This is a genomic window from Curtobacterium sp. PsM8 (assembly GCF_030433875.1).
GTDB lineage: Bacteria > Actinomycetota > Actinomycetes > Actinomycetales > Microbacteriaceae > Curtobacterium.
Map to the genome: position 1 here is coordinate 1 of NZ_JARUXD010000058.1, position 22,298 is coordinate 22,298.

Consider the following 22,298-nt stretch of genomic DNA (forward strand, 5'->3'; position numbering starts at 1 on the left):
TCGAACCGCCGGTGCTGGCGCCGTCACCGATCACGCCGATGCCGTTCCCACCGATGGTCACCGGGACCGACACCACGGGAGCGACCTGCGTGCCGGAACCGACACCGTCCTCCCCCGAGGTCGTCCCGCCCGAGACCGGCGCGCTGCCGGTCCCGGTGCCGCTGCCGGTCCCGGTGGTCGAACCGCCGGTGCCGGAGCCGCCGGTGCTCGTACCGTCACCGAGGACCCCGATGCCGTTCCCGGTCACCGTGATCGGCACGGAGACGGTGCCGAGGAGCTGCGTGCCGGAGATGAGACCGTCCGAGCCCGACGTCGTCGAGGAGGGCGCGCCTCCCGTCGAGCCGGAACCAGCCGGGGTGCCGGAGGTCGACGGACCGGCGCTCGCGGCGCCGTTCCCGAGGACCCCGATGCCGTTGCCCGACACCGTGACCGGGATCGAGACGTCCGGCAGGACCTGTGTGCCGGACAGCAGGCCGTCCGCGCCCGAGGTGGACGCGGGCGTCGCCGCCGGAGCGGCGGTGGCCGGCGCGGTGGCCGGAGCCGAGGTGCTCGAGCCGGTGCTGGTGGCTTCCCCCGCGACGGCGAAGGCGTTGCCGCCGACCGTCACCGGGAGGTCGACGTCGCCAGCGACCTGGGTGCCGGAGAGGACGCCGTCCGCGCCGCTGGTCGTCGGAGCGGGTGCCGGAGCCGGAGCAGCCGGAGCGGGTGCGGGTGCCGGAGCAGCCGCCGCATCGCCGAGCACGCCGACGGCGTTGCCGCTGACGGTCACGGGAGCCGTGACCTCGGGTACCACCTGGGTGCCGGACGCGATGCCGTCGGCACCGCTCGTCGTCGGCGCGGCGGGCGCCGGTGCCGGAGCCGGAGCAGGTGCCGCCGGAGCGGATGCCGGCGCCGGTGCCGGAGCCGCCGGAGCCGGCGCAGCCGCCGGGCTCGTGACTGCCGAGACCGCGTCGCCGACGATGCCGAAGGCGTTGCGGGTGACGGAGACCGGCGCGTCGACGTTCGGCGCGATCTGGGTCCCGGAGGCGATGCCGTCCGCTCCGGTGGTCGTCGCCGCGTTCGCCGCGACGGCTCCACCGAGCGTCAGCCCGCCCACGCAGAGGGCGAAGAAGAGCCCTCGGGTGACGTTCTTGTTCATGGTCGTTCACTCCTGATCGAGATGGTTGGTCGACCGCACGGAGGCGGTCGGTGACGCGTCCTGCCGTGGCGGGCAGGTGCGCCGATCTCAATCGGGGGCGACGTCGTGGTCGCCGACGAGCGATGCCGGGAGGGCATCGTCGGTGACCGGACCGCGGTGACCCGCGGCGAGGGGGGAGGTCTGTGCGTCGGCACCGACGGTGCCGATCGGGTTCGCGCCACCGGAGCTGCCCGCGGCGGATCCGCCTGCGGTGCCGCCGGTGGAGCCCTCGAACGGTGCGTGCACGGGCACGCCACCCTCCGGGAGGACGAGGGCCTCGCCGCCGAAGGTCGCGGCAGCGAGGGGGGTCGATGCCGTGCCGGCAGCGAGCGGACCGTCGACGGCCGCCGAGGTGCTCGCGCGGACGACGGACGGGGAGGACACGGTCGTGGTCTGGTCAGCTGCGCCCGTGCTCGTGCTCGTGCTCGTGCCCGGTGCGGCCGCGGTGGTCGCGGCGTGCGCGGCCTCGGTGGCCGACACGGCGACGGCGGGCGTTGCGGGAGCGGCCGGCTCCGGGACTCCCGGCAGGATCGGCGCGACCGAGCCTCCGGTGCCGGGGCTGACCCCGACGGGGACGGAGGGGACGTCGACGACGGGGAGGGAGCCTCCCGGCAGGAGTCCGCCACCGACGCCGGGAAGGTCGCCGACGACGTCGGGCACCTCGGACACGACGCCGGGCAGGACGCCGACGACGCCGCCGACCGTTCCCAGCGCGTCGTCGACGGTGCCGGTGACTGGTGCCGTGACGGTGCCGAGCGTGTCGTCGCCGAGCAGTCCGCCGACGACCGGGAGGCTCCCGACCACCCGGTCGACGACGGCCACGATCGCGGTCACCGGGCGGTCACCGGCGACGTCCTGCACAGCCCCGGTGACGGGGTCGAGGACGGTCGCGACGGTGTCGGTGACGGGCCGGGAGGCGCCGCTCACGGCCGACACGACGCCACCGACGAGCGAGGTGCCCGGGTGGGTCGTCGGCGTGCCTGCAGGTGCTCCGGAGTCGTTCGCGGGGGCGTTCGCCGGGGTGCCGGCGTGGCTCGACGGCTGGCCTGCCGAGGTGGGCGCGGAAGCAGTGGTCGGGGCCGCGTGCGAGCCCGCCGGTGCGGGGACCGCGGGGGCTGCTGCAGGGACCGGAGCGTGGGCGGCCGGAGCCGGTGCCGGAGCCGGAGCCGGAGCGACTGTGACCGGGGCCGCCGGAGCGGGTGCCGGCGCTGCCGAGGCGGGCGCCGCCGGAGCGGGCGCCGGCGCTGCCGGGGCCGGGGCGGGTGCCGCCGGTGCCGGCGCGGGGGCCGCCGGGGCCGGCACGTGGGCCGGACGGGTGGGGGTGACGACGTTGCCGACGGCCCGTCCGACGCCCTCGACCGTCCCGCCGACGCCCGACACGACACCGCCCAGCAGGCCGTCCGAGCGCTGCGACGAGGTCGTCTGCGAGCTGCTCGAGGACGTCCCACCCAGGCCGAGCACCCCGGCCGCCGAGGCGGGCCGAGCACCGAAGAAGAGCGACAGCAGCACCAGTGCCAGCGCGATGCCGGAGGCCATGAGGGCCCAACGGATCACCGCGTTGAGGGGTGCACGCATCGATGCGTCCATGCGCTCACCTCCTGATCTCGGCTGCGCACGTAGAGTGGTTGACCGGCACGGTACGCCTGCACAGGTGCCGTGCGGAACCCATTCCCAAGAAAAAGTCAGGAAACGTCGTGCCCTCGACCTTCAGCGCCCCGACCCGCAACCTCGACGTCGTCACCCTGCACGAGATCCTCCGCCTGCGGCAGGACGTGTTCGTGGTGGAACAGGCCTGCGCCTACGACGACATCGACGGCCGCGACCTCGAGCCGGGCACGGTGCAGTTCTGGGCCGGCAGCGGGTCCGTCGACGCCACCCTGCGTCTGCTCCGCGAGCCCGACGGCACCGAGCGGATCGGCCGTGTCGCGACGGCGGCGCACGCCCGTGGCAAGGGCCTCGGCGCCGCGCTGATGCAGGCGGCCATCGCCGAGAGCCGCTCGGAGCGGATCAGCATCAACGCGCAGGCGCACCTCGGCGAGTGGTACGCGCAGTTCGGCTTCGTGCGCTCGGGCGAGGACTTCCTCGAGGACGCGATCCCGCACACCCCGATGGTCCGCACCCGCTGAGGGGCCACGCCGAGGGGCCGCGCTGACGGCCCCGGTCCGCCGGCCTCAGGCCTGCCAGCGGCGCAGTTCGCCGTAGGACCGGGCCTGGTGCTCCCGGTCCGCGACCAGCCGTTCGAACACGATCGACGTCTGCGTCGTCGCGACGGACGGGTCCCCGCTCAGCTCGTCGGCGACGAAGTCCCGCAGTTGCTCGGTCGACGTGCAGGCGATGTGCACGAGGAAGTCCTTGTCGCCAGCCAGGAACGACACGTCGAGCACCACCGGCACCCGGAGCAGGCGTTTCGCGAACTCCCGCAGTTCGTGCCGGGCGGCGGCGTGCACCCGGACGGAGACCATCGCCTCGATCGAGAACCCGAGTCGGGCGATGTCGACCTCGGCCCGGTACCCGGTGATGATGCCGGCGTCCTCGAGTGCCCGGACCCGCACCAGGCAGGTCGACGGTGCGATGCCAACGGCGGCGGCGAGCCGGTTGTTCGGGATCCGGGCGTCGGAGGCCAGGACCCAGAGGATCCGCTCGTCGACCTCGTCGAGGCGCGGCGGTGGGGCGTCGGGTCGGCGGACGATGCGGTCGGACACGGCACCACCGTAACGCCGGTCACATCGCCAGGGTCATCCCGACCACGGCGACGGTCATCGCGAACACCTCGCCGCTGCGCACGGCGCGACGGTCCTCCCGGGCCCACTCGTACCGGAGCAGCCACCCGCTGAAGGCGCAGTAGCCGATCACGCCGGCGCCGAGCACCGCGGTGAGGACCAGGGCGTGGGCGTGCACGCCACCGCCGCCGAGTTCGGACGCGTGACCCATCAGCAGCATCCCCGCCATCACGACGGCGGAGAGTGCTCGGTGCACGTCCATCGGCTCGGCACGACGACCGTCCCGACGCCGTCGGCGCATCACGGGCATCGGCGCGAGGAAGAGCAGCAGTGCCGCGGCGAGGATCGTCCACGACGGGCCGGCCTGCACGACGGGCATGAGCATCGCGACGAGCATCACGGCCGCGGGGACGATCACACCCGGACGCGGGCGGTACCGGTCGCCGACGATGCAGCACACCGAGGCGAACTGCGGCACGACGAGCATGGCGTCGGCGACGGTCCCGTGCACGGGTGGGGTCAGCCCTCGGTGCGGGCGGCGCGCTCCTGCTTCACGCGCACGTTCTCGGTGCGGACCGCGGCCTGGGTCGAACGCTCCTGCACCAGCCACGCGGGCATGTCCTGCAGGAGCTGCTTGATCTGCTCGGTGGTGAGGACGTCGTCCACGCCGGCGCGGGCGAGTCCGGAGATCGAGACCCCGAGGCGCGCGGCGACGACCGGGCGGGGGTGCGGACCGTCACGACGGAGGTCCTGCAGCCACGTCGGCGGTTCGCTCTGCAGTTCGTCGAACGTCGTGCGAGCGATCGGGCCCGCACGGAACGACTCGGGTGTCGCCGAGAGGAGGATGCCGAGCTTCTTGGCAGCGGTCTCGGGCTTCATGGTCTGTTCCTGGGCCATGGTGACCAGAGTACGGCCCCTATGCTCGGGTGCATGACCGCGCTCTCCATCGCCTTCGTACCCGGGGTCTCCCCCGCCAAGTGGGTACGGGTCTGGCGTCAGCGCCGGCCGGACGTCGACCTGGTCCTCATGCCGGTCACCGCCGACGACGTCCTCGACGTCATCGAGGCTGACGCCGACATGGTCTTCGCCCGGATGCCCGTCCCCGAACGGGCCGATGGCGAGCAGCCGCACGCCATCCCGCTGTGGACCGAGACGGCCGTCGTCGCCGCCCCGAAGGACTCCCCGCTCGCCGACCTCGACGAGGTCACCGAGGCTGATCTCGCCGGCGTCACCGTCCTCGACGCCGGGCCCGTCCCGGCGGACGTCGGGGCAGCGCTCGACCTGGTCGAGGCCAACGTCGGGGTCGTCGTCCTCCCCCAGTCCCTCTTCCGTGCCGAGAGCCGGAAGTCCCTGGTCTCGCGGCCGCTCGCCGGCTCCCCCGGCACCCGCGTCGCACTCGTCTGGCGCGACGAGGACGCCTCGGAGCTCACCGAGGAGTTCATCGGCGTCGTCCGCGGGCGCACCGCGAACAGCTCGCGGCAGCAGCCGGACCAGCCAGGAGGCTCGGATCCCGACGAGCAGGACGGCGCACGACAGAAGGCGGCCGGCAAGGCCTCCGGCAAGGCGCCCGGCGGCAAGGCCACGGCGGCGAACGCGAAGACCGTCGCCAAGCGGAGCGCCACGAAGGGCACCGGCGCGAAGAGCGGCGGCGGCAAGAACTCCACCGGCCGCGGCCGCACCCCGCGCGGCATGTCCGGCAAGCCGAAGCGCGGCTCGAAGGGCAACCGCTGACGATGGACTCCGCAGTGCCAGGCACGACCCCGACTCCGGCTCCGGCGCCGAGTGACGTGCGCCTCGTGCCGATGCCCGGCGAGCGGATGCCGGGCTGGTTGGACCGTTCGATGGCGGACTACGTGGCCTCGCGCATCCGGTCAGGTGAGAGCCCCGAGGCCGCCGAGACGAACATGCGGCAGTCCCTCGAGAAGTGGTTCCCGGGCGGGTCGCCCGCAGCGGGTCACCACGTGTGGGAGCTGACGCTCGCGGACGACACCGTGGTGGGGCAGCTCTGGGTCGGCCCGCTCACGGCGGGCAGCACCGAGTGGTGGGTCTTCGAGGTCGAGGTCGACGCCGCACACCGACGGCAGGGTCACGCGCGGCGGGGGCTCGAGCTCGCCCACGTCGTCGCCCGGGACGCCGGCGCGAGGAGCATCGGGCTCAACGTCTTCGGCTACAACACCGGCGCGCGCCACCTGTACGAGGAGCTCGGGTACGAGGTCGCCGCGGTGCAGATGCGGCTCCCGCTCACCTGAGCGTCAGCCGGACCTCAGTCCGGCCAGACGCCCGAGGTCGCCCGACGGTGACTGCCGAGCAGGTGCGTGTCGACGATGCCCAGCGCCTCCATCAGGGCGTGCATCGTGGTCGGCCCGACGAAGGCGAAGCCGCGCTTCCGCAGCGCCTTCGACAGCGCGGTCGACTCCGGGCTGGTGGTCGGGACCTCCGCGGCCGTCCGGGGCCTGGGCGTGTCGTCCGGCCGGAACGACCACACGAAGTCGGCCAGTCCCCCGTCCGCCCGCAGCGCGACGGTGGCGTTCGCGTTGGTGATCGTCGCGGCGATCTTCGCGCGGTTGCGGACGATGCCCGCGTCGCCGAGCAGCCGGGCGACGTCGTCGTCCCCGAACGCGGCGACGGTGTCCGGGTCGAAGTCGGCGAACGCTGCCCGGAACGCCGGCCGTTTCGCCAGGATCGTGCGCCAGGACAGCCCGGACTGGAACGCCTCGAGCGAGAGCCGCTCGAACACACCCCGCTCGTCGCGGACCGGCATCCCCCACTCGGTGTCGTAGTAGGCACGCAGCATCGGGTCGGTCGACGCCCAGAGCGGTCGGGCGAGGCCGTCCGCGCCGGTCACGAGGTCGTCGGTCATCCCCCGATCTTCCCGCAAGACGAGGGGTCAGGCGGGCGGGCCGTCCTCCTGCGCGGCGGGGTCCATCCAGACGTACTCCCAGCGGTGGCCGTCGGGGTCGTTGAAGCTCCGCTGGAACATGAAGCCGAGGTCCATCTCCGGCCGGTCCTCGGTGCCGCCGGCCTCGACGGCCGCGTCGACGATCCGGTGCACCTCGTCCTTCGTCTCGGCGCTGAGGGAGTTGATGACCTCGATGGTGTCCGGCGCGGCGATCGCCTTGTCGGTGAACTCCGAGAACTTCGCGTGTGTCAGGAGCATCACGTACACGGTGTCGCTCACGACGATGCTCGAGGCGGTGTCGTCGCTGAACACCGGGTTGAGCGGGTAGCCGAGCGCCTGGTAGAACGCGGTCGCCCGCGCCAGGTCGGACACCGGCAGGTTGATGAACACCATGGTCGACATGTGGGGTCCCTTCCGTCGTGACCAACCTGGCCCCCGGACCGCGCCCACGCAACCGTTCCGTGGTGGAACCGACGGCAGGTCGGCACGGACAGCCGCCGAGCCGGGACGACACCCCGTGCCGACCGCCGTCTCCGCCCACCCACCCGCTCGGTAGGCTCGCCGCATGCGCATCCTCGTCCTCAACGGCCCGAACCTGGACATCCTCGGCCGACGGGACCCGGCGCAGTACGGCACCGTGACGCTCGCCGACCTCGAGGGCATCGTGCGCGCCGAGGCCGCCGAGCACGGACACGAGGTCGACTTCCGGCAGACCAACCGCGAGGGCGAGCTCGTCGACTGGCTGCACGAGGCGCTCGACGACCACGACGCCGTCGTCATCAACCCGGCCGCCTACGCGCACACCTCGGTCGCACTGCACGACGCGGTCGAGGCACTGAGCGTGCCCGTGGTCGAGGTGCACCTGTCGAACACGTGGAAGCGCGAGCCGTTCCGCCACGTCGACCACGTCGCCACGGCCGCGACCGCGGTCATCGCGGGTGCCGGGGCGGACGGGTACCGCCTGGCGGTCGCGCACGTCGCCGCGTTGCTGCGCGGCTGACCCACCTGGGCGGCTGACGGGTCCAGCCCGGAACACCCCGGCCGGGAGGCCCGTCAGAACTCCGCCGGCCGCCGCACCTCGTCGACGCCCGCCGCCACGAACCCGCCGCGGATGATCGGCATCGCCCGACGGACGGCCTGGTCGATCCGCAGCTCGAGGTCGACACTTGCGATGTCGTAGCCACCGACGCGCTTGTCGAAGTCCCGCTCGTTGCCGAACACCGCCAGCGGCAGCGTCGTCGACTGGAAGAACCCGAACAGCGGCCGCATCTGGTGCTCGACGAGCAGGGCGTGTCGGTCGCTGCCCCCGGTCGCGGTGAGCAGCACCGGGGTGTCGACCAGGTCGTACTGGCCGATCCAGTCGAAGAAGAGCTTGAACGCCCCGGAGTACGCGGCACGGAAGGCCGGGCTGCCGACGACCAGGACGTCCGCGGCCTCGACGGCCTCGAGCGCTGCCCGGGTGGCGTCCGACATGTGCTCGCGGTCGACGGCGGCGCCGAGGTCCGCCAGCAGCGGGCCGATCTCGACGATGACGGTCTCGGCGTCCGGCAGCTCGGCGGCGAGCCGGTCGACGGTCGCGGCGACGAGGGTCGAGGTGCGGGACGGGTCGGACGGGCTGCCGCTGACCCCGACGACGAGGGAACTGCTCATGCGGTCGATGCTCACACGCCCCGCACGCGCCGGTCGCCGATGTGACGACATGTGTCACCCGGCACCGCGCGGACTCCCGGGCGCGCGGGCGTAGCGTCCGGCAGATGCAGACCTTCCTGCCGTTCGCGGACTTCCGCGCCTCTGCCGAGGTGCTCGACGACAAGCGCCTCGGCAAGCAGCGGGTCGAGACCCTGCAGGTGATGCGCGCGCTGATCCTGCCGGACTACGGCTGGCAGCACCACCCGGTCACCGCGATGTGGCGGGGGTTCCGGCCGGCACTGATGGCCTACCAGGACGCCACGTGCCGGGTGTGGCTCGAGCGCGGGCACGCCGACACCTGTCTCGAGAAGACCCTGGCGGACCTGGCACTCGTGCCGGAGGACCTGGCGGCGTACGAGCGGGGTGACTTCGAGGTGCCTTCGTGGAACACCGACGAGCGCGTGCACCTGTCGCACCGCTCGAAGCTCGTGCAGAAGGCCCCGGAGCACTACCGACCGTTCTTCCCCGACGTGCCGGACGACCTCGACTACCTGTGGCCCGGCACGGTGGAGCACCGCACGACCGCCTGAGTGGGACCGGACCCGCCGCACCCCGGGGGGAACGGGACACATCGTTCAGGGGTCGATGGTCCCGGAGGCCGCGGCGGGCCCGGTCGTTCCGGGACGACCCGGCAGGGGCCGGTGTCCCGGCCGGACGCGCATCAGGGGATGCGTCCGGTCCAGCGCACCGCCGGGAGGGGCGGTGCAGGTCGAGAGGTCAGTTCCGGTCGCGGTCTCCCCGGTACCGGTCGGACTCGGTCGGCGCCGCCATCGCGTGGCCGGCGCGCGCGAGCCGCGCGGGCAGGAGTGCGCTGGCGAGGGTCGCGAGGACGCCGACGAGGGCGACGACCGCGAGCGGACCGGCGTCGAGGCCGTGCGCGGAACCGACGGCGAGCGCCAGGACCGTCGCCGGTGCGGGCAGGAGCTGGACCGCGCGGAAGCGGTCGTCCTGCGTCACCGGGGTCGTCGTCGCGTTCGCCATGACTCCACTCTGGCCGAGAGTGCTTGTCCGCAATAGAGGGGACACGTCCCCAGACATGGAGTAGAACGTCTAGTACACCGCGTCAGGCGAGTGACCGGACGGCCGAGACGGCGGCGACCACGGCCTCCACGACGGCCGTCGCGTCCGCGGTCGTGAGCGTCGCGTCGAACGTCAGCCGGACTGCGGACCGGGCCAGGTCGTCCGGGAGGCCCAGCGCGGTCAGCACGTGCGAGGCCTCGGTGCTGCCCGCGGCGCAGGCGCTGCCGGAGGAGGACACGACGTCGCGTCGTTCCAGCTCGAGCAGCACCGTCTCGCCGTGCACGCCCGGGAAGCAGAAGGAGGCGTGCCCCGGCAGGCGGTGCTCGGCCGACCCGGTGAGCCGCGCGCCCGGCACCCGGTCGAGCACCCCGGCGACGACGAGGTCCCGCACCGTCGTGGCGTGGGCTGCGGCGGCCTCCCGCTCGGCGAGGACACTCCCCCAGGCGGCGGCGAGCCCGACCGCGCCGGCGACGTCCTCGGTGCCCGAGCGACGGCCGCGCTCCTGTCCCCCGCCGTGCACGAGCGGCTCGAGCTGGACCCCGGCGCGGACGGCGAGCGCGCCGGTCCCCTTCGTGGCGCCGAGCTTGTGCCCGGACACCGAGACCGCGTCGACCCCCAGGACGTCGAGGCCGACGGGCAGCCAGGGGGCGGACTGCACGGCGTCGGTGTGGAAGCGGGCCCCGACCTCGTGGGCGATCGCGACGAGCCCGGCGATGTCCTGCACCGTGCCGATCTCGTTGTCGGCGTGCGCGATCGAGACGAGGGTGGTGTCCGGTCGGAGTGCGGCGCGCAGGGTGTCCGGCGCGACGGTGCCGTCCGACTCGACCGGCAGCACCGTCACCTCGAAGCCGTGGAACCGTTCGAGGTGGCGGCAGCTCTCGAGGACCGCCTCGTGCTCGATCGCGCTCGTGACGACGTGGCGGCCGCGGGGTGTGGCGAGGGCGATGCCCTTCACCGCGGTGTTCGCCCCCTCGGTCCCCCCGCTCGTGAAGACGACCTCGCCCGGGCGGCAGCCGAGCGCGCCGGCCACCGCCGTCCGCGCGGCGGCGAGCCCCCGGGCGGCGGCGTCCCCGAGCCCGTGGGTCGACGACGGGTTGCCGAAGGTGCCGGTCAGGTAGGGCCACATCGCCTCGAGGACCTCGCGGCGGACCGGCGTGGTGGCGGCACGGTCGAGGTAGAACACGCTTCGTGCCTCAGGCGGTGACGTCGACGTCGAGCCCGAGGTCGAGCGCCCGTGCCGAGTGGGTCAGGGCACCGACCGAGACGATGTCCACCCCGGTCGCGGCGATCGCGGCGACCGTGTCGAGGGACACCCCGCCCGAGGCCTCGACGAGCGCCCGGCCGGCTACGAGGGCGACGCCCTCCCGGAGCATCGGCACGGTGAAGTTGTCGAGCATGATCGTGTCGACGCCGGCGCTGACGACCGCCTCGATCTGGTCGATCCGGTCGACCTCCACCTCGAGGTGCACGGTGTGACCGAGCCGGGCCCGGGCAGCGCGGATCGCGTCGCCGATGCCGACCCCCTCGGCGAGCAGCACCGCCAGGTGGTTGTCCTTCGCGAGCACCGCGTCGGACAGCGACGTCCGGTGGTTGTGACCGCCGCCGCAGCGGACCGCGTGCCGCTCGAGTGCGCGGAGGCCGGGCGTGGTCTTCCGGGTGTCGACGATCCGGGCGCCGGTCCCGACCGTCGCGTCGACGTACCGCGCGGTCAGGGTGGCGATGCCGGACATCCGCTGCACCAGGTTGAGCGCCACCCGCTCGGCCCGGAGCACCGAGCGCGCCGACCCGGTGACGCTCGCGATCACGTCCCCGGCAGCGAAGGTCGCACCGTCGCGGCGGGCGAGGGCGACGACGAGGCCCGGGTCCACGGCGTGCATCACCGCGACGAAGACCTCACCGCCGGCGAGCACGCCGGGTTCGCGGGCCGCCAGGATCGCGGTCGCGGTGGCCGAGGCGGGGATCAGCGTCTCGCTCGTGACGTCACCCCAGGGCGCGTCCTCCTCGAGCGCGGTCTCGATCACCCGGCGCAGTGCGTGCGGCGGGATCGTGCCCGGATCGGGGACCGCCGCGGCCGGTGCAGTCCGTGCGTCGGTCGGGGTGGCTGCGGTGGCGGTCGTGCTGGTCATGCGAGTGCTCCCTGTCGGGCGGACGTGCGGGTGGATGCGGCAGCGGACGGTGCCGCGGCGGACGGTGCGGGCGTCGCGGTGACCCAGGCGAGCGTCACGGGTGCGGCCGGGTCGGTGTCCGGGTGGTCGGTGCGGGCGTGGGCACCGCGGGACTCCGTGCGGGCCTCGGCAGCGCGGGCGGTGAGCCGGGCGAGGTCGAGCAGGGCGCGGTCCTCGGCGTCCCGCACGGTGGTCGGTGCCGGCGCGGACATTCCGGCCAGGGCAGCGCGGGCCCCGGCGAGCCCGGCCGCGTCGCGGAGCAGGCCGACGCGGTCGGTCATGACGGACTGCAGCGCCTGCCGGACGGAGGCGGACGGACCGGGGTGGGTCGTGCCTCCCGTCCGGTCGCCGGCGGGTTCGACGACCGTCGGGACGAGTGTCGCCTCGCCGCGCAGGCGGAGCCGGCCGGGTCGCGGGCTGCCGAGCGCGTCGGCCGCGCGGACCGCGAAGACGAGCCCCTCGAGCAGCGAGTTCGACGCCAGTCGGTTGGCGCCGTGGACGCCGGTGCAGGCGGCCTCGCCGACCGCCAGGAGACCCGGGAGGCTCGTCCGGCCCTCCGTGTCCGTCGCGATCCCGCCCATCGCGTAGTGCGCGGCCGGGGCGACGGGGACGCCCTCGCGGGTCCAGTCGAAGCCGGCCGCCCGGGTGGCGCGGGTGAGCCCCGGGAAGCGTCCGACGAGGAAGTCGGCGTCGAGTCCGGTCGCGTCGAGGAGGACCGGGCGGCCGTCCTGCGCCCGGACGGCCGCTGCGATCCCCCGGGCGACGACGTCCCGCGGGGCGAGCTCGGCATCGGGGTGGACGCCGGTCATGAAGCGGTGTCCGGCAGCGTCGCGGAGGACGGCCCCCTCGCCGCGGACGGCCTCGGAGACCAGACCACCGTCCGGGACCGCCAGTCGGGTCGGGTGGAACTGGACGAACTCCAGGTCGGCGAGCACCGCCCCGGCACGCCAGGCGGCTGCCGTGCCGTCCCCGGTCGCGACCAGCGGGTTGGTCGTCTCCCGGTACAGGTGTCCGGCGCCTCCGGAGGCGATCAGCAGGGCGTCCGCGTCGATCCGCCGGGGTTCGCCGAGCAGGTCCAGGACGTCGATGCCGACGACCTCGCCGCCGCGGACCACGAGGTCGATGAGGCAGGTGCGCTCGAGGATCGTGACGTGTCGCCGGTGCAGGGCGGCGACGAGCGTCCGCTCCACGGCGGCCCCGGTCGCGTCGCCGTCCGCGTGCAGGACCCGCCAACGGGCGTGCGCGGCCTCGCGTCCACGCGCCAGGTCGTCGCCGTAGCGGTCGAGGGTCGCCGGGTCGGTGCTGCGGTCGAACGGCACGCCGAGCGCGAGCAGGTCGCGGACGCGGGCCGGGCCGTCGGTGCAGAGGACGTCGACGGCGCGGGCATCGGCGCTGCCCGCCGCGGCGACGTGGGTGTCGTGCTCGTGCAGGGCGGCAGAGTCGTCCGCGCCGAGCGCCACCGCGATGCCGCCCTGGGCGCGTGCGGTGGCACCGTCGGCGAGCGCCCCCTTCGTGACGAGGGTCACATCGTGTCGTGCGCTGGCGCGGATGGCGGCGGTGAGGCCGGCGATGCCCGACCCGACGATGACGACGTGCACCGTCAGGCCCGGGTGGTGGTCGTGGGCGCGTCGGTGGCGGCCGGGTTGGTGGCGGCCGGGCCCGGGTCGCGCTGCCCTGCCAGCGGGCGGGGCTTGGCGGCGAGCATCCGCTCGAGGGCGACCTTCGCGTCGACCTGCACCGCGGCGGGCACCACGATCTCGTTGAGGACCTCGCCGCGGACGAGCGCCTCGAGCACCCACGCCAGGTAGCCCGGGTGGATCCGGTACATCGTCGAACACGGGCAGACGACGGGGTCCAGGCTGGAGATCGTGTGCTGCGGGTACTCGGCGGCCAACCGGTTCACCATGTTGATCTCGGTGCCGATCGCGAAGGTCGTCGGCTCGGTGGCGGCGGCGACGGTCTTCCGGATCAGGTCCGTGCTGCCCGCGACGTCGGCGGCGTCGACGACGGCCATCGGGCACTCCGGGTGCACGATGACGGTGACGCCCGGGTGCTCACGGCGGGCCTGCTCGATCTGGTCGACCGTGAAGCGGCGGTGCACCGAGCAGAAGCCGTGCCACAGGACGACCTGCGCCTCGAGCAGCTCGGCGGCCGTGTTGCCGCCACCGGCCAGGCGCGGGTTCCACAGCGGCATCCGGTCGGTGCTGATGCCCATCGCCTTCGCGGTGTTCCGGCCCAGGTGCTGGTCGGGGAAGAAGAGCACGCGCTGCCCGCGCTCGAACGCCCACTCGAGCACCGTCGCCGCGTTCGAGGACGTGCAGACGATGCCGCCGTTCCGCCCGCAGAATGCCTTGAGGTCGGCGGCGGAGTTCATGTACGTGACGGGGATGACCGGCACGCGGCCGTCGGCGTCGGGCTCGGTGCCGTAGAGCGCGGTGAGCTCCGCCCAGGCCGCCTCGACGCTGTCGATGTCGGCCATGTCCGCCATCGAGCAGCCCGCGGCCAGGTTCGGCAGGATCACGCGCTGGTCGTCCCGCGCCAGGATGTCGGCCGTCTCCGCCATGAAGTGGACGCCGCAGAACACGATCGCCTCGGCGTCGGGCTTCGTCAGCGCCGCGTTGGCGAGCTGGAACGAGTCGCCCAGGAAGTCCGCGTGCCGGACGACCTCGTCCCGCTGGTAGAAGTGCCCGAGGACGACCACGCGGTCCCCCAGGGTCGCCTTCGCCCGCTCGATGCGCTCGTGCAGTTCGTCGTCGGGGGCGTTCTTGTACTCGTCCGGGATCACGCCCTGCCGCGGGGCGGAGGTCGGGATGACGTCGGACATCGACGAACCGGGGCCGTAGCCGGGGACGCTGTCGAAGTCCCAGGTCGGCGCGGCGAGGTCGGGCGTGCAGGTGGTGCCGGCCGCCCGGCCGTTGGAGATCAGTTCGATGGTGGTCGCGATGGACACGGCGGTTCCCGTCTCAGCTCAGGGGATGGGTCAGGGCGTCGTCAGCGGGCCGTTGTCCGCGTACGACAGGTCGGGGTTCGAGCGGTACAGCCGGGCCGGTCGGTGCCGTCCGCCGCTCGTGGTCTCGTCGGTCGGCAGGACCGCGTCGCTCTGCGCGACTTGCCGACGGAAGTTGGCGGGGTCGAGCGTCTGCCCGAGCACCGCCTCGTACACACCGCGGAGCTCGGCGAGCGTGAACCGGTCACCGAGGAACGCCTGCGCGATCCGGGAGTACGACATCTTGTTGCGGAGCCGCCACAGCGCGTACTCGACGATGCGGTCGTGGTCGAAGGCCAGCGGCGGGTGCTCGTCGGCGAGGAACCACCGCACGTTCCAGTCGTCCGGCACGACGTTCGCCTCGTCCGGGTGCACCAGTGCCCAGTAGACGACGGACACGACCCGCGTCGGCGAGCGGTCGACGGCGCCGAACGCGTAGAGCTGCTCCAGGTAGCGCGGCTGCACCTTGGTCGTCTCGCGGAGGCGCGCGGCGGCCGAGTCGTCGAGCCCCTCGTCCGCCCCGACCCAGCCACCGGGCAACGCCCACGAGCCCTCGAACGGCTCGGTCACCCGGCGGACCAGCGGCATCCAGAGCGCGGGGACGCCGGTGTCCGGGTGCGGGCGGAGCGCGACGATCACGGTCGAGACCGCCAGGCGGATGCCGGTGTCGTCCATCGCTGCCCCCATCGTCGTTTGTTATGGTCATTGTGACCCGAACTGTTCGGGTACTGATGACCGTATCACGATGGTCACCGGACCGGAACGCAGCCGTGACGCCCGGGTAACACGCCGCTCGTAGCATCGGCCGCATGGGCAGCACCACGAGGAAGCACGCCGTCGTGACCGGAGCCGTGCAGGGCGTCGGGTTCCGGTACTGGACGGCACGGAAGGCCGACGGGCTCGAGCTCGTCGGGTACGCACGGAACCTGTTCGACGGCACCGTCGAGGTCGAGGCGGAAGGCCCCGGCCCCGCGGTCGACGCCCTGGTCGTGATGCTCCGCTCCGGCCCGCCGTCGGCGACCGTCACCGACGTGGCCGTGCGGGAGGTCGCCCCGCTCGGCGAGGACGACGGCTTCCGCATCCTGCACTGACGCGGGCGACACGCGGAGTTCACCCCACGTTCTGCGGCAGTCGGGAATGCTGTGGTCCTGTCAGCTCTTGCAGCCTCGGTACCCACCCGTCGTGGGTCCACCGTCACACCACGAAGACATCAGGAGCCCCCTTGACCCAGGCCGTCGACTCCGCACCCCGCACCGGGTCCGTCGAAGAGTCCTCCCCCGCGGGCAACCGCCTCGTGATCGGACTGCTGCTCGTCTCGGCGTTCGTCGTCATCCTCAACGAGACGATCATGGGCGTGGCGCTGCCGCGACTCATGGACGACCTCGGCATCAGCGCCGCGACCGGGCAGTGGCTGACCACCGGCTTCCTGCTCACCATGGCCGTCGTGATCCCGATCACCGGCTACCTGCTGCAGCGCTTCAACACCCGACCGGTGTTCGTCTGGGCGATGAGCCTGTTCTCCGCCGGGACGCTCATCGCGCTGCTCGCGCCGGGCTTCACGATGCTGCTCATCGGGCGCATCGTGCAGGCCAGCGGCACCGCGATCATGATGCCGCTGCTCATGACCACCGTCCTGACCCTCATCGAGCCGGCCCACCGCGGCCGTGTGATGGGCAACATCTCGATCGTCATCTCGGTCGCCCCCGCGATCGGCCCGACGATCTCCGGCCTCATCCTCAACGCGTTCTCGTGGCGCTGGCTGTTCGGGTTCGTCCTGCCGATCGCCCTGGCCGCCCTCGTGCTCGGCATGGTGAAGGTCCGCAACGTCTCGACCCCGCGCAAGTCCGCGATCGACGTGTTCTCCGTCGTCCTGTCCGCCTTCGCGTTCGGCGGCATCGTCTACGGCCTGTCGAGCATCGGCGAGGCCGGGGACACCGGGTACGGCGTGCCGATCGGTGCGCTCGTCGTGGGCTTCGTCGCCCTCGCGGTGTTCATCGTCCGCCAGACCCGGCTGCAGCGCCGTGACGCCGCACTCCTCGACCTCCGCACCTTCAGCACCAAGGGCTTCACCATCCCGATCGTCGCGATGGCGATCAGCTTCATGGCGATGTTCGGCACGCTGATCCTGCTGCCGATCTACCTCGAGCGGGTGCTCGGCCTCGAGGTCCTGCAGGTCGGCCTGCTGCTGCTCCCCGGCGGCCTGCTGATGGGGCTGCTGTCCCCGATCGTCGGCCGTCTCTACGACCGCTACGGCGCGCGCATGCTGCTCATCCCCGGATCGATCATCATCAGCGCCGTGCTCTGGGCGCTCTCGACGGTCACCGCGGACACCAGCGTCACGTTCGTCCTCGTCGCCCACATCGTGCTGAGCCTCGGCCTGGCGCTGACCTTCACGCCGCTGTTCACCGCGGCACTCGGTGGCCTGCCGCCGCGCCTGTACTCGCACGGCAGCGCCGTCCTCGGTACCGCCCAGCAGCTCGCCGGTGCGGCCGGTACCGCGCTGTTCGTCACGCTGCTGACGCTCGGCGCCACCGCCGCGGCGACGAACGGCGACGTCGCCGGCGCCGCGACCGCCGCCGAGGCCACCGCCCGGGCGACCGCGTCCGGCGTGCACTCGGCGTTCCTCGTCGGTGCGGTGATCTCGATGCTCGGCATCATCGCCTCGGCGATGGTCCGGAAGCCGGCCACCCCGGAGGGTGCACCCGCACCCGCCATGCACTGACCGCTCCCGCTCCGACCGCGCGCCCCCCTCTTCCGGAGGGGGGCGCGTCGTCGTTCCCGGCCGCGTGGCATCGTGGGCACATGCGGTCGACGACGAGCGAGCTGAACTGGTCCGGCACGGTCACCTACACGGCCGAGCGGGTGGTGCGGCCGACCTCGCTCGACGACGTCGCCGACCTCGTCGCCCGCAGTCCCCGCATCCGCGGGCTCGGCACCCGGCACTCGTTCAACGACGTCGCCGACACCCCGGGCGTCCTGCTCGACCTGACCGCCGTGCCGACCGACCTCGTGGTCGCCGCGGACCGCCGCACCGCCACGATGGGCGCCGGCACCCGGTACGGGCTCGTCGCACCGGAACTCGACGCGGCCGGGGTCGCCCTGCACAACGAGGGGTCGCTCCCCCACATCTCGCTGGGCGGCGCGATCGCCACCGGCACGCACGGCTCCGGCACCACACTCGGCTCGCTGAGCACCGCCGTCGCCGCGCTCGAGCTGATCGGCCCGGACGGCACCACCAGCACGATCCGACGCGATGACCCAGACCTCGGCGGCGCTGCGATCCACCTCGGGCTGCTCGGCATCGTCACCCGCGTGACCGTCGACGTGCAGCCCGCGTACCGGATGCGCCAGGACCTCTACGGGCCGATCCCGTGGAACACCTTCACCGCCTCCGCCGCCGAGGTCTTCGCCGCCGGGTACTCCGTCTGCGTCTACACGCTGTTCGGCGACACCGTCTCCGAGGTGCTCGTGAAGTCCCGCGTGCCGGACGGGGCCGACGACGTCGAGGTCCCCACGGGCCTCCTGGGCGCGCCCCGCCTGCCCGGCTCGCCCGGTGACGGCCACCACACCGCGCGCGACGGCTCGGTCGGGCCGTGGTGGGACCGGCTGCCCCACTTCCCGATCGAGTCGGTGCCCTCGGTCGGGTCGGAGGTGCAGAGCGAGCACTTCGTGCCGCTCCGACACGCGGCCGCGGCGCTCGACGCGCTGCGCGGGCTGGCGGACCGGATCCAGCCGCACCTGCACGTGTGCGAGCTGCGGACGATGGCGGCTGACGACCTGTGGCTGAGCCCCACGCAGGGCGAGGACGTGCTCTGCATCGCGTTCACCTGGAAGAAGCACCCGGAGCAGGTCGCGGCCCTGTTGCCCGACCTGGAGGCGCGACTCGCCCCGTTCGGCGGGCGTCCGCACTGGGGGAAGATGAGTTCCCTCGACGGCTCCGCCGTCGCCGCGCTGTACCCGCGGCTGGGCGCGTTCCGCGAACTGGTCGAGCGTCGTGACCCGGCCGGCAAGTTCCGTTCGGCGTTCGGCGAGCGGGTGCTCGGGCTGCCTGCTGGTTCGGGGCTCAGCTGACCGTTGTGACGGTCTTCGTCTCGCCGTCCCAGTGCCGGACGCCGGCGACGCCGAGGGTCTCCGGCAGCGGCACCGACGCCAGCACCTCGAGCATCCGCGGCAGGTCGACGTCCCGCGGCCGACGTGCGAGCGTGAGGTGCGGCGCCCACCGTCCTGGCAGCGAGGTGTCGACGCCGCCGGGCGCAGCGCGGTGCACGGCCTCGTGGAACGCGGCGAGCGCGGGGTCGACCACGACGGAGACCCCCAGGACGTGGCGACCAGGACCGGCCGGGAACAGCAGCAGGCCCGCGGGGCGGATCACCCTCGGCAGCGGCGCGTCGAAGCCGGACGGCACGGGCAGCGTCTCGCCCGCCGCCAGCGTCACGTGCGGGGCGTTGGTCTCGGACGTGTGTCGGCCCATGCTCGGCAGGTCGGCGATGACCAGGGCCTCCCAGGCGCCACGGACCGCCCGTTCGGCATCCGGGTCGAGGACGAGTTCGATGCTGCGCACGTCTCGAGCCTGCCCGACGGCGAGCGCCGGCGTCACACAGCGACGCCGGTCGTAACACGACGGAACGTGAATCGACCCGGTCCGGGGCTGCCGGGCACACTCGTGGCTGTCCCCGCCGGGTGACCCCCAGCGTCGGGACCCCCACAGCACCGTCCCTGCCAGCAGGGCGACCCCCTCACGAGGAGCAGCCATGTCCGCGTCCCCCGTCCTGCCCGACCGTCCGCAGCGCAAGCGCCCGCTCGGGTGGATCATCGCCGCGGCCGTCGTCGTCGTCGCGATCATCGTCGCCGTCGTGGTCGTCGCCGTCCGCGGTGGCGGCTCCGACCAGCCCGGAGCCGCCGGCAGCGGTTCGGACCGCAAGGCCCAGACCGTGACGATCGGTGTCGCGGACAAGGCGCTGCCGTACTGGAAGACCTACACGGCACTCGCGAAACAGCGTCTGAACGTCACCGTCAAGCTGACCAACTTCGCCGACTACTCGCTGCCGAACCCCGCGCTCAAGGACGGGCAGGTCGACATCAACCAGTTCCAGCACATCCAGTACCTGGCGAACTACAACGTCACCGCGAAGGACGACCTGCAGCCGATCGGCTCCACCGCCGTCTACCCGCTCCCCCTCTACGCGACGAAGTACGACAACACGTCCGCGATCCCCGAGGGCGCGAAGGTCGCGATCCCGAACGACGCCATCAACGAGGCCCGGGCACTGCTCGTCCTGCAGTCCGCGAAGCTCATCGAGCTGCGGGACGGCGGCAGCGCGTTCTCGACCACCGACGACATCACGTCGCACAAGGTCGACGTGCAGCCGCTCGACGCCTCGCAGACCGCGAACGCGCTGCAGCAGGGCTCGGTCGCCGCGGCCGTCGTGAACAACAACTTCGCCACCGCCGCCGGGCTGCCCGCCTCGGACAAGGTCTTCACCGACGACCCGTCCAGCTCCTCCGCCGCCCCGTACGTCAACGTCTTCGCGGTCCGCGACGAGGACAAGGACAACGCCACCTACCTGGACCTCGCGAAGCTGTTCCAGGACAGCGCGGTGCAGAAGGACTTCACCAAGGACTACCCCGACGCCGTCGCGCGGGACGAGAAGGCGTCCGCCCTGCAGGACGAGCTCGCCACCGTCGAGCGGGACGCGAAGGCAGCAGCCGAGTAGTGGCTGCCCTCGTCGAACTCCGCGGTGTCACCAAGAGCTACCGCCGCGCCGACACCGGAGAGACCGTCACCGCGGTCGAGGGTGTCGACCTCGACGTCCACCAGGGCGAAGTCCTCGGGGTGATCGGGTACTCCGGCGCCGGCAAGTCCACCCTGGTGCGACTCGTCAACGCCCTCGAGCTGCCCACCTCGGGCACCGTCACCGTGGCCGGGCAGGAACTGACGGCGATCCCCGAGCGGGACCGCCGACAGGCCCGGCGCCGGATCGGGATGGTCTTCCAGCAGTTCAACCTGTTCCGCTCCCGCACGATCGCCGGGAACGTGGCGTACCCGCTCAAGGTCGCCGGTGTCGCGAAGGCCGAACGGGACCGCCGGGTCGCCGAACTGCTCGACTTCGTCGGGCTGCTCGACCGGGCGTACGCCTACCCCGAGCAGCTGTCCGGCGGGCAGAAGCAGCGCGTCGGCATCGCCCGGGCGCTCGCGTCGAACCCCGAACTGCTGCTCGCCGACGAGGCGACCAGTGCCCTGGACCCGGAGACGACGTCGGAGGTCCTCGCGCTCCTCCGCCGCGTCAACCGCGAGCTCGGCGTCACGATCATCGTCATCACCCACGAGATGGACGCCGTCCGCAGGATCGCCGACCGCGTCGCCGTGATGGAGCAGGGCCGCGTGGTCGAGGTCGGCGACGTCTACGACGTGTTCTCCGCCCCCACCACCGAGGCCGCGCAGCGCTTCGTCCGCACCGCCCTGCACGACCGCCCCTCGCCCGAGACCGTCGCCCGTCTGCACGAGCGCCACCCCGGCCGGATCGTGTCCGTCCGGATCACCGACGAGGCCGGGCTGCAGGGTCGCATCGACCAGGCGTTCCGCGACACCGCGGTCACCGCCGAGCTCGTCTTCGGCGGGGTCAGCGAGATCCGTGAGCGCCGCATCGGCTCGCTCACGTACGAGCTCGGTGGGCGTGACGCCGACGTCGACCGGGCGGTCGGCGCCCTGCGCGCCGCCGGCATCACCGTCGTCGAGGAGGCCCGCGCATGAACAACTCGTTCCAGAGCGTCATCGACACGTTCGACGTGTTCCTCGCCGCGACCCGGGACACGATCGTCATGTCCCTGGTGTCGCTCGTCATCGCGGGTGTCATCGGTCTGGCCCTCGGGCTGCTGCTCTACGCCACCCGGCCGGGCAACCTGCTGTCGAACCGCACCGCGTACACGGTCATCAACCTGGTCGTGAACCTGGTGCGTCCGATCCCGTTCGTGATCTTCCTCGCCGCGATCGCACCGCTGTCGCGCGTCGCCGTGCAGACCACGATCGGCGTCCCGGCCGTGACGTTCGCGATCTCGCTCGCCGCGGCGTTCGCGGTGTCGCGGATCGTCGAACAGAACCTGCTCGCCATCGATCCGGGCGTCGTCGAGGCGGCACGGGCCTCCGGGGCGCACCCGGTGTCGATCCTGCTGACCGTGCTCATCCCCGAGGGGCTCGGGCCGCTGATCCTCGGCTACACGTTCATCTACATCGGCATCGTCGACATGACGGCGCAGGGTGCACTGGTCGGCGGTGGCGGGCTCGGCGAGTACGCGATCACCTACGGCTCGCAGCGGTACGACTGGTGGGTGGTCTACGTCTCGGTCGCCGCGATCGTCGTCATCGTGCAGCTCGGCCAGTTCGTCGGCAACCGCCTGGCGCGGGCGACGCTCCGCCGCTGACGCCCGGCCCGGGTGCTGCCCGCCTCCCCTGCCGCCGCCCCCGGGTGCTGCCCGCCGAGCGGTCACGAATCGTCGTTCTCGGCACGCCTGAACGACGGTCTGTGACCGCTCGGCGGAGTGCGCGCGGCGCGGCGGGGGGGGGGGGCCCCCGGCCGCGCCCGCCGGCCCCCCCCCCCACCCCGGCCCGGCGCCAAGAAAACACAACACCCCACCCCACCCCGCA

At 73.2% G+C, this 22,298-nt stretch carries 26 protein-coding genes; 11 read left to right on the plus strand and 15 right to left on the minus strand.

Going from position 1 to position 22,298, the window contains the following annotated elements; translation table 11 throughout:
• A partial coding sequence (locus QCD68_RS13005) for a hypothetical protein (protein WP_301223299.1) occupies positions 1-1,138 on the minus strand: 1,138 nt, incomplete at its 3' end.
• Positions 1,139-1,225: 87 nt separating this feature from the next.
• On the minus strand, positions 1,226-2,764 hold the full coding sequence (locus QCD68_RS13010; RefSeq protein ID WP_301223300.1) for a hypothetical protein: 1,539 nt from the start codon (positions 2,762-2,764) through the stop codon (positions 1,226-1,228).
• A gap of 107 nt (positions 2,765-2,871) precedes the next feature.
• Between QCD68_RS13010 and QCD68_RS13015 the strand changes: the two genes are divergently transcribed.
• A complete protein-coding gene (locus QCD68_RS13015) occupies positions 2,872-3,303 on the plus strand; it encodes a GNAT family N-acetyltransferase (RefSeq protein WP_220034040.1) in 432 nt (143 codons plus the stop codon).
• A 45-nt stretch (positions 3,304-3,348) separates the two neighbouring features.
• Here the strand turns inward: QCD68_RS13015 and QCD68_RS13020 are convergent, their stop codons facing one another.
• Genes QCD68_RS13020 through QCD68_RS13030 form a run of 3 tightly spaced genes read right to left on the minus strand, consistent with a single transcriptional unit; the run spans position 3,349 to position 4,794 of the window.
• The gene (locus QCD68_RS13020) at positions 3,349-3,879 is read right to left on the minus strand and encodes an Lrp/AsnC family transcriptional regulator (protein ID WP_110902582.1); all 531 of its coding nucleotides are present in this window, start codon (positions 3,877-3,879) and stop codon (positions 3,349-3,351) included.
• 19 nt (positions 3,880-3,898) lie between these two features.
• Positions 3,899-4,408, minus strand: a complete 510-nt coding sequence (locus QCD68_RS13025; RefSeq protein WP_301223301.1) for a hypothetical protein — start codon at positions 4,406-4,408, stop codon at positions 3,899-3,901.
• An 8-nt stretch (positions 4,409-4,416) separates the two neighbouring features.
• Positions 4,417-4,794, minus strand: a complete 378-nt coding sequence (locus QCD68_RS13030) for a DUF5997 family protein (RefSeq protein WP_110902580.1) — start codon at positions 4,792-4,794, stop codon at positions 4,417-4,419.
• 33 nt (positions 4,795-4,827) lie between these two features.
• Here QCD68_RS13030 and QCD68_RS13035 point away from each other — a divergent pair, with 33 nt between their 5' ends.
• A complete protein-coding gene (locus tag QCD68_RS13035; RefSeq protein WP_301223302.1) occupies positions 4,828-5,628 on the plus strand; it encodes a LysR family transcriptional regulator substrate-binding protein in 801 nt (266 codons plus the stop codon).
• 14 nt (positions 5,629-5,642) lie between these two features.
• Complete coding sequence (locus tag QCD68_RS13040; protein WP_301223303.1) at positions 5,643-6,146, plus strand: GNAT family N-acetyltransferase; 504 nt, start codon at positions 5,643-5,645, stop codon at positions 6,144-6,146.
• 14 nt (positions 6,147-6,160) lie between these two features.
• On the opposite strand, the gene QCD68_RS13045 is transcribed toward QCD68_RS13040, so the two are convergent.
• Both QCD68_RS13045 and QCD68_RS13050 read right to left on the minus strand, forming a co-directional pair.
• Entirely contained in the window at positions 6,161-6,757 is a 597-nt protein-coding gene (locus QCD68_RS13045) for a DNA-3-methyladenine glycosylase I (protein WP_301223304.1), read from the minus strand.
• A gap of 27 nt (positions 6,758-6,784) precedes the next feature.
• Entirely contained in the window at positions 6,785-7,198 is a 414-nt protein-coding gene (locus QCD68_RS13050) for a VOC family protein (RefSeq protein WP_301223305.1), read from the minus strand.
• A 163-nt stretch (positions 7,199-7,361) separates the two neighbouring features.
• Here QCD68_RS13050 and aroQ point away from each other — a divergent pair, with 163 nt between their 5' ends.
• Positions 7,362-7,796, plus strand: coding sequence for a type II 3-dehydroquinate dehydratase (gene aroQ, locus QCD68_RS13055; RefSeq protein ID WP_253463867.1), 435 nt, complete (start codon positions 7,362-7,364; stop codon positions 7,794-7,796).
• Positions 7,797-7,849: 53 nt separating this feature from the next.
• On the opposite strand, the gene QCD68_RS13060 is transcribed toward aroQ, so the two are convergent.
• Positions 7,850-8,446, minus strand: a complete 597-nt coding sequence (locus QCD68_RS13060) for an NAD(P)H-dependent oxidoreductase (protein WP_181439221.1) — start codon at positions 8,444-8,446, stop codon at positions 7,850-7,852.
• Between the two features lie 104 nt (positions 8,447-8,550).
• Between QCD68_RS13060 and QCD68_RS13065 the strand changes: the two genes are divergently transcribed.
• Complete coding sequence (locus QCD68_RS13065) at positions 8,551-9,015, plus strand: MSMEG_6728 family protein (protein WP_301223306.1); 465 nt, start codon at positions 8,551-8,553, stop codon at positions 9,013-9,015.
• A 187-nt stretch (positions 9,016-9,202) separates the two neighbouring features.
• Here QCD68_RS13065 and QCD68_RS13070 read toward each other — a convergent pair whose 3' ends face one another.
• From QCD68_RS13070 to QCD68_RS13095, 6 genes are all read right to left on the minus strand, one after another.
• Positions 9,203-9,466, minus strand: coding sequence for a hypothetical protein (locus QCD68_RS13070; RefSeq protein WP_301223307.1), 264 nt, complete (start codon positions 9,464-9,466; stop codon positions 9,203-9,205).
• Positions 9,467-9,548: 82 nt separating this feature from the next.
• Positions 9,549-10,688 (minus strand): cysteine desulfurase family protein, encoded by a 1,140-nt coding sequence (locus QCD68_RS13075; RefSeq protein ID WP_301223308.1) that lies wholly within the window; start codon positions 10,686-10,688, stop codon positions 9,549-9,551.
• Positions 10,689-10,698: 10 nt separating this feature from the next.
• The gene (gene nadC, locus QCD68_RS13080; RefSeq protein ID WP_301223309.1) at positions 10,699-11,631 is read right to left on the minus strand and encodes a carboxylating nicotinate-nucleotide diphosphorylase; all 933 of its coding nucleotides are present in this window, start codon (positions 11,629-11,631) and stop codon (positions 10,699-10,701) included.
• A complete protein-coding gene (gene nadB, locus QCD68_RS13085; protein WP_301223310.1) occupies positions 11,628-13,268 on the minus strand; it encodes an L-aspartate oxidase in 1,641 nt (546 codons plus the stop codon). The genes nadC and nadB overlap by 4 nt, the downstream gene beginning before the upstream one ends.
• Positions 13,269-13,270: 2 nt before the next feature.
• Positions 13,271-14,620 (minus strand): quinolinate synthase NadA, encoded by a 1,350-nt coding sequence (nadA, locus tag QCD68_RS13090; RefSeq protein WP_301223311.1) that lies wholly within the window; start codon positions 14,618-14,620, stop codon positions 13,271-13,273.
• Positions 14,621-14,650: 30 nt separating this feature from the next.
• A complete protein-coding gene (locus QCD68_RS13095) occupies positions 14,651-15,343 on the minus strand; it encodes an NUDIX hydrolase (protein ID WP_301223312.1) in 693 nt (230 codons plus the stop codon).
• Between the two features lie 122 nt (positions 15,344-15,465).
• Here QCD68_RS13095 and QCD68_RS13100 point away from each other — a divergent pair, with 122 nt between their 5' ends.
• The 3 genes from QCD68_RS13100 (at position 15,466) to QCD68_RS13110 (ending at position 18,727) form a co-directional block, all read left to right on the plus strand.
• Positions 15,466-15,747 carry an acylphosphatase gene (locus QCD68_RS13100; protein WP_111074665.1) on the plus strand — a complete coding sequence of 94 codons (282 nt, stop codon included), beginning with the start codon at positions 15,466-15,468 and terminating at the stop codon, positions 15,745-15,747.
• A gap of 131 nt (positions 15,748-15,878) precedes the next feature.
• Positions 15,879-17,378 (plus strand): MDR family MFS transporter, encoded by a 1,500-nt coding sequence (locus QCD68_RS13105; protein WP_301223313.1) that lies wholly within the window; start codon positions 15,879-15,881, stop codon positions 17,376-17,378.
• A gap of 80 nt (positions 17,379-17,458) precedes the next feature.
• Positions 17,459-18,727: a D-arabinono-1,4-lactone oxidase gene (locus QCD68_RS13110; protein ID WP_301223314.1), complete on the plus strand. Its 1,269-nt coding sequence runs from the start codon at positions 17,459-17,461 to the stop codon at positions 18,725-18,727.
• Here the strand turns inward: QCD68_RS13110 and QCD68_RS13115 are convergent.
• Positions 18,720-19,217 (minus strand): 2'-5' RNA ligase family protein, encoded by a 498-nt coding sequence (locus QCD68_RS13115; protein WP_301223315.1) that lies wholly within the window; start codon positions 19,215-19,217, stop codon positions 18,720-18,722. The genes QCD68_RS13110 and QCD68_RS13115 overlap by 8 nt on opposite strands.
• A 190-nt stretch (positions 19,218-19,407) precedes the next feature.
• On the opposite strand from QCD68_RS13115, the gene QCD68_RS13120 reads away from it, so the two are divergent.
• From QCD68_RS13120 to QCD68_RS13130, 3 genes are read left to right on the plus strand one after another with little or no spacing between them, the layout of a single operon-like run.
• The gene (locus QCD68_RS13120; protein ID WP_290158081.1) at positions 19,408-20,370 is read left to right on the plus strand and encodes a MetQ/NlpA family ABC transporter substrate-binding protein; all 963 of its coding nucleotides are present in this window, start codon (positions 19,408-19,410) and stop codon (positions 20,368-20,370) included.
• On the plus strand, positions 20,370-21,407 hold the full coding sequence (locus QCD68_RS13125; protein WP_221852068.1) for a methionine ABC transporter ATP-binding protein: 1,038 nt from the start codon (positions 20,370-20,372) through the stop codon (positions 21,405-21,407). The genes QCD68_RS13120 and QCD68_RS13125 overlap by 1 nt, the downstream gene beginning before the upstream one ends.
• The gene (locus tag QCD68_RS13130; protein ID WP_111074671.1) at positions 21,404-22,075 is read left to right on the plus strand and encodes a methionine ABC transporter permease; all 672 of its coding nucleotides are present in this window, start codon (positions 21,404-21,406) and stop codon (positions 22,073-22,075) included. The genes QCD68_RS13125 and QCD68_RS13130 overlap by 4 nt, the downstream gene beginning before the upstream one ends.
• Positions 22,076-22,298 lie beyond the last annotated feature (223 nt).

What these genes read in the sequence shown, in the direction of transcription:
- QCD68_RS13010 (WP_301223300.1), bottom strand. Translation starts at nt 2,764, where the DNA reads ATGGACGCATCGATGCGTGCACCCCTCAACGCGGTGATCCGTTGGGCC.
- QCD68_RS13120 (WP_290158081.1), top strand. Translation starts at nt 19,408, where the DNA reads ATGTCCGCGTCCCCCGTCCTGCCCGACCGTCCGCAGCGCAAGCGCCCG.
- QCD68_RS13070 (WP_301223307.1), bottom strand. Translation starts at nt 9,466, where the DNA reads ATGGCGAACGCGACGACGACCCCGGTGACGCAGGACGACCGCTTCCGC.
- QCD68_RS13060 (WP_181439221.1), bottom strand. Translation starts at nt 8,446, where the DNA reads ATGAGCAGTTCCCTCGTCGTCGGGGTCAGCGGCAGCCCGTCCGACCCG.
- QCD68_RS13030 (WP_110902580.1), bottom strand. Translation starts at nt 4,794, where the DNA reads ATGGCCCAGGAACAGACCATGAAGCCCGAGACCGCTGCCAAGAAGCTC.
- QCD68_RS13100 (WP_111074665.1), top strand. Translation starts at nt 15,466, where the DNA reads ATGGGCAGCACCACGAGGAAGCACGCCGTCGTGACCGGAGCCGTGCAG.
- QCD68_RS13130 (WP_111074671.1), top strand. Translation starts at nt 21,404, where the DNA reads ATGAACAACTCGTTCCAGAGCGTCATCGACACGTTCGACGTGTTCCTC.
- QCD68_RS13045 (WP_301223304.1), bottom strand. Translation starts at nt 6,757, where the DNA reads ATGACCGACGACCTCGTGACCGGCGCGGACGGCCTCGCCCGACCGCTC.
- QCD68_RS13035 (WP_301223302.1), top strand. Translation starts at nt 4,828, where the DNA reads ATGACCGCGCTCTCCATCGCCTTCGTACCCGGGGTCTCCCCCGCCAAG.
- QCD68_RS13050 (WP_301223305.1), bottom strand. Translation starts at nt 7,198, where the DNA reads ATGTCGACCATGGTGTTCATCAACCTGCCGGTGTCCGACCTGGCGCGG.
- QCD68_RS13110 (WP_301223314.1), top strand. Translation starts at nt 17,459, where the DNA reads ATGCGGTCGACGACGAGCGAGCTGAACTGGTCCGGCACGGTCACCTAC.
- aroQ (WP_253463867.1), top strand. Translation starts at nt 7,362, where the DNA reads ATGCGCATCCTCGTCCTCAACGGCCCGAACCTGGACATCCTCGGCCGA.
- QCD68_RS13095 (WP_301223312.1), bottom strand. Translation starts at nt 15,343, where the DNA reads ATGGGGGCAGCGATGGACGACACCGGCATCCGCCTGGCGGTCTCGACC.
- nadC (WP_301223309.1), bottom strand. Translation starts at nt 11,631, where the DNA reads ATGACCAGCACGACCGCCACCGCAGCCACCCCGACCGACGCACGGACT.
- QCD68_RS13065 (WP_301223306.1), top strand. Translation starts at nt 8,551, where the DNA reads ATGCAGACCTTCCTGCCGTTCGCGGACTTCCGCGCCTCTGCCGAGGTG.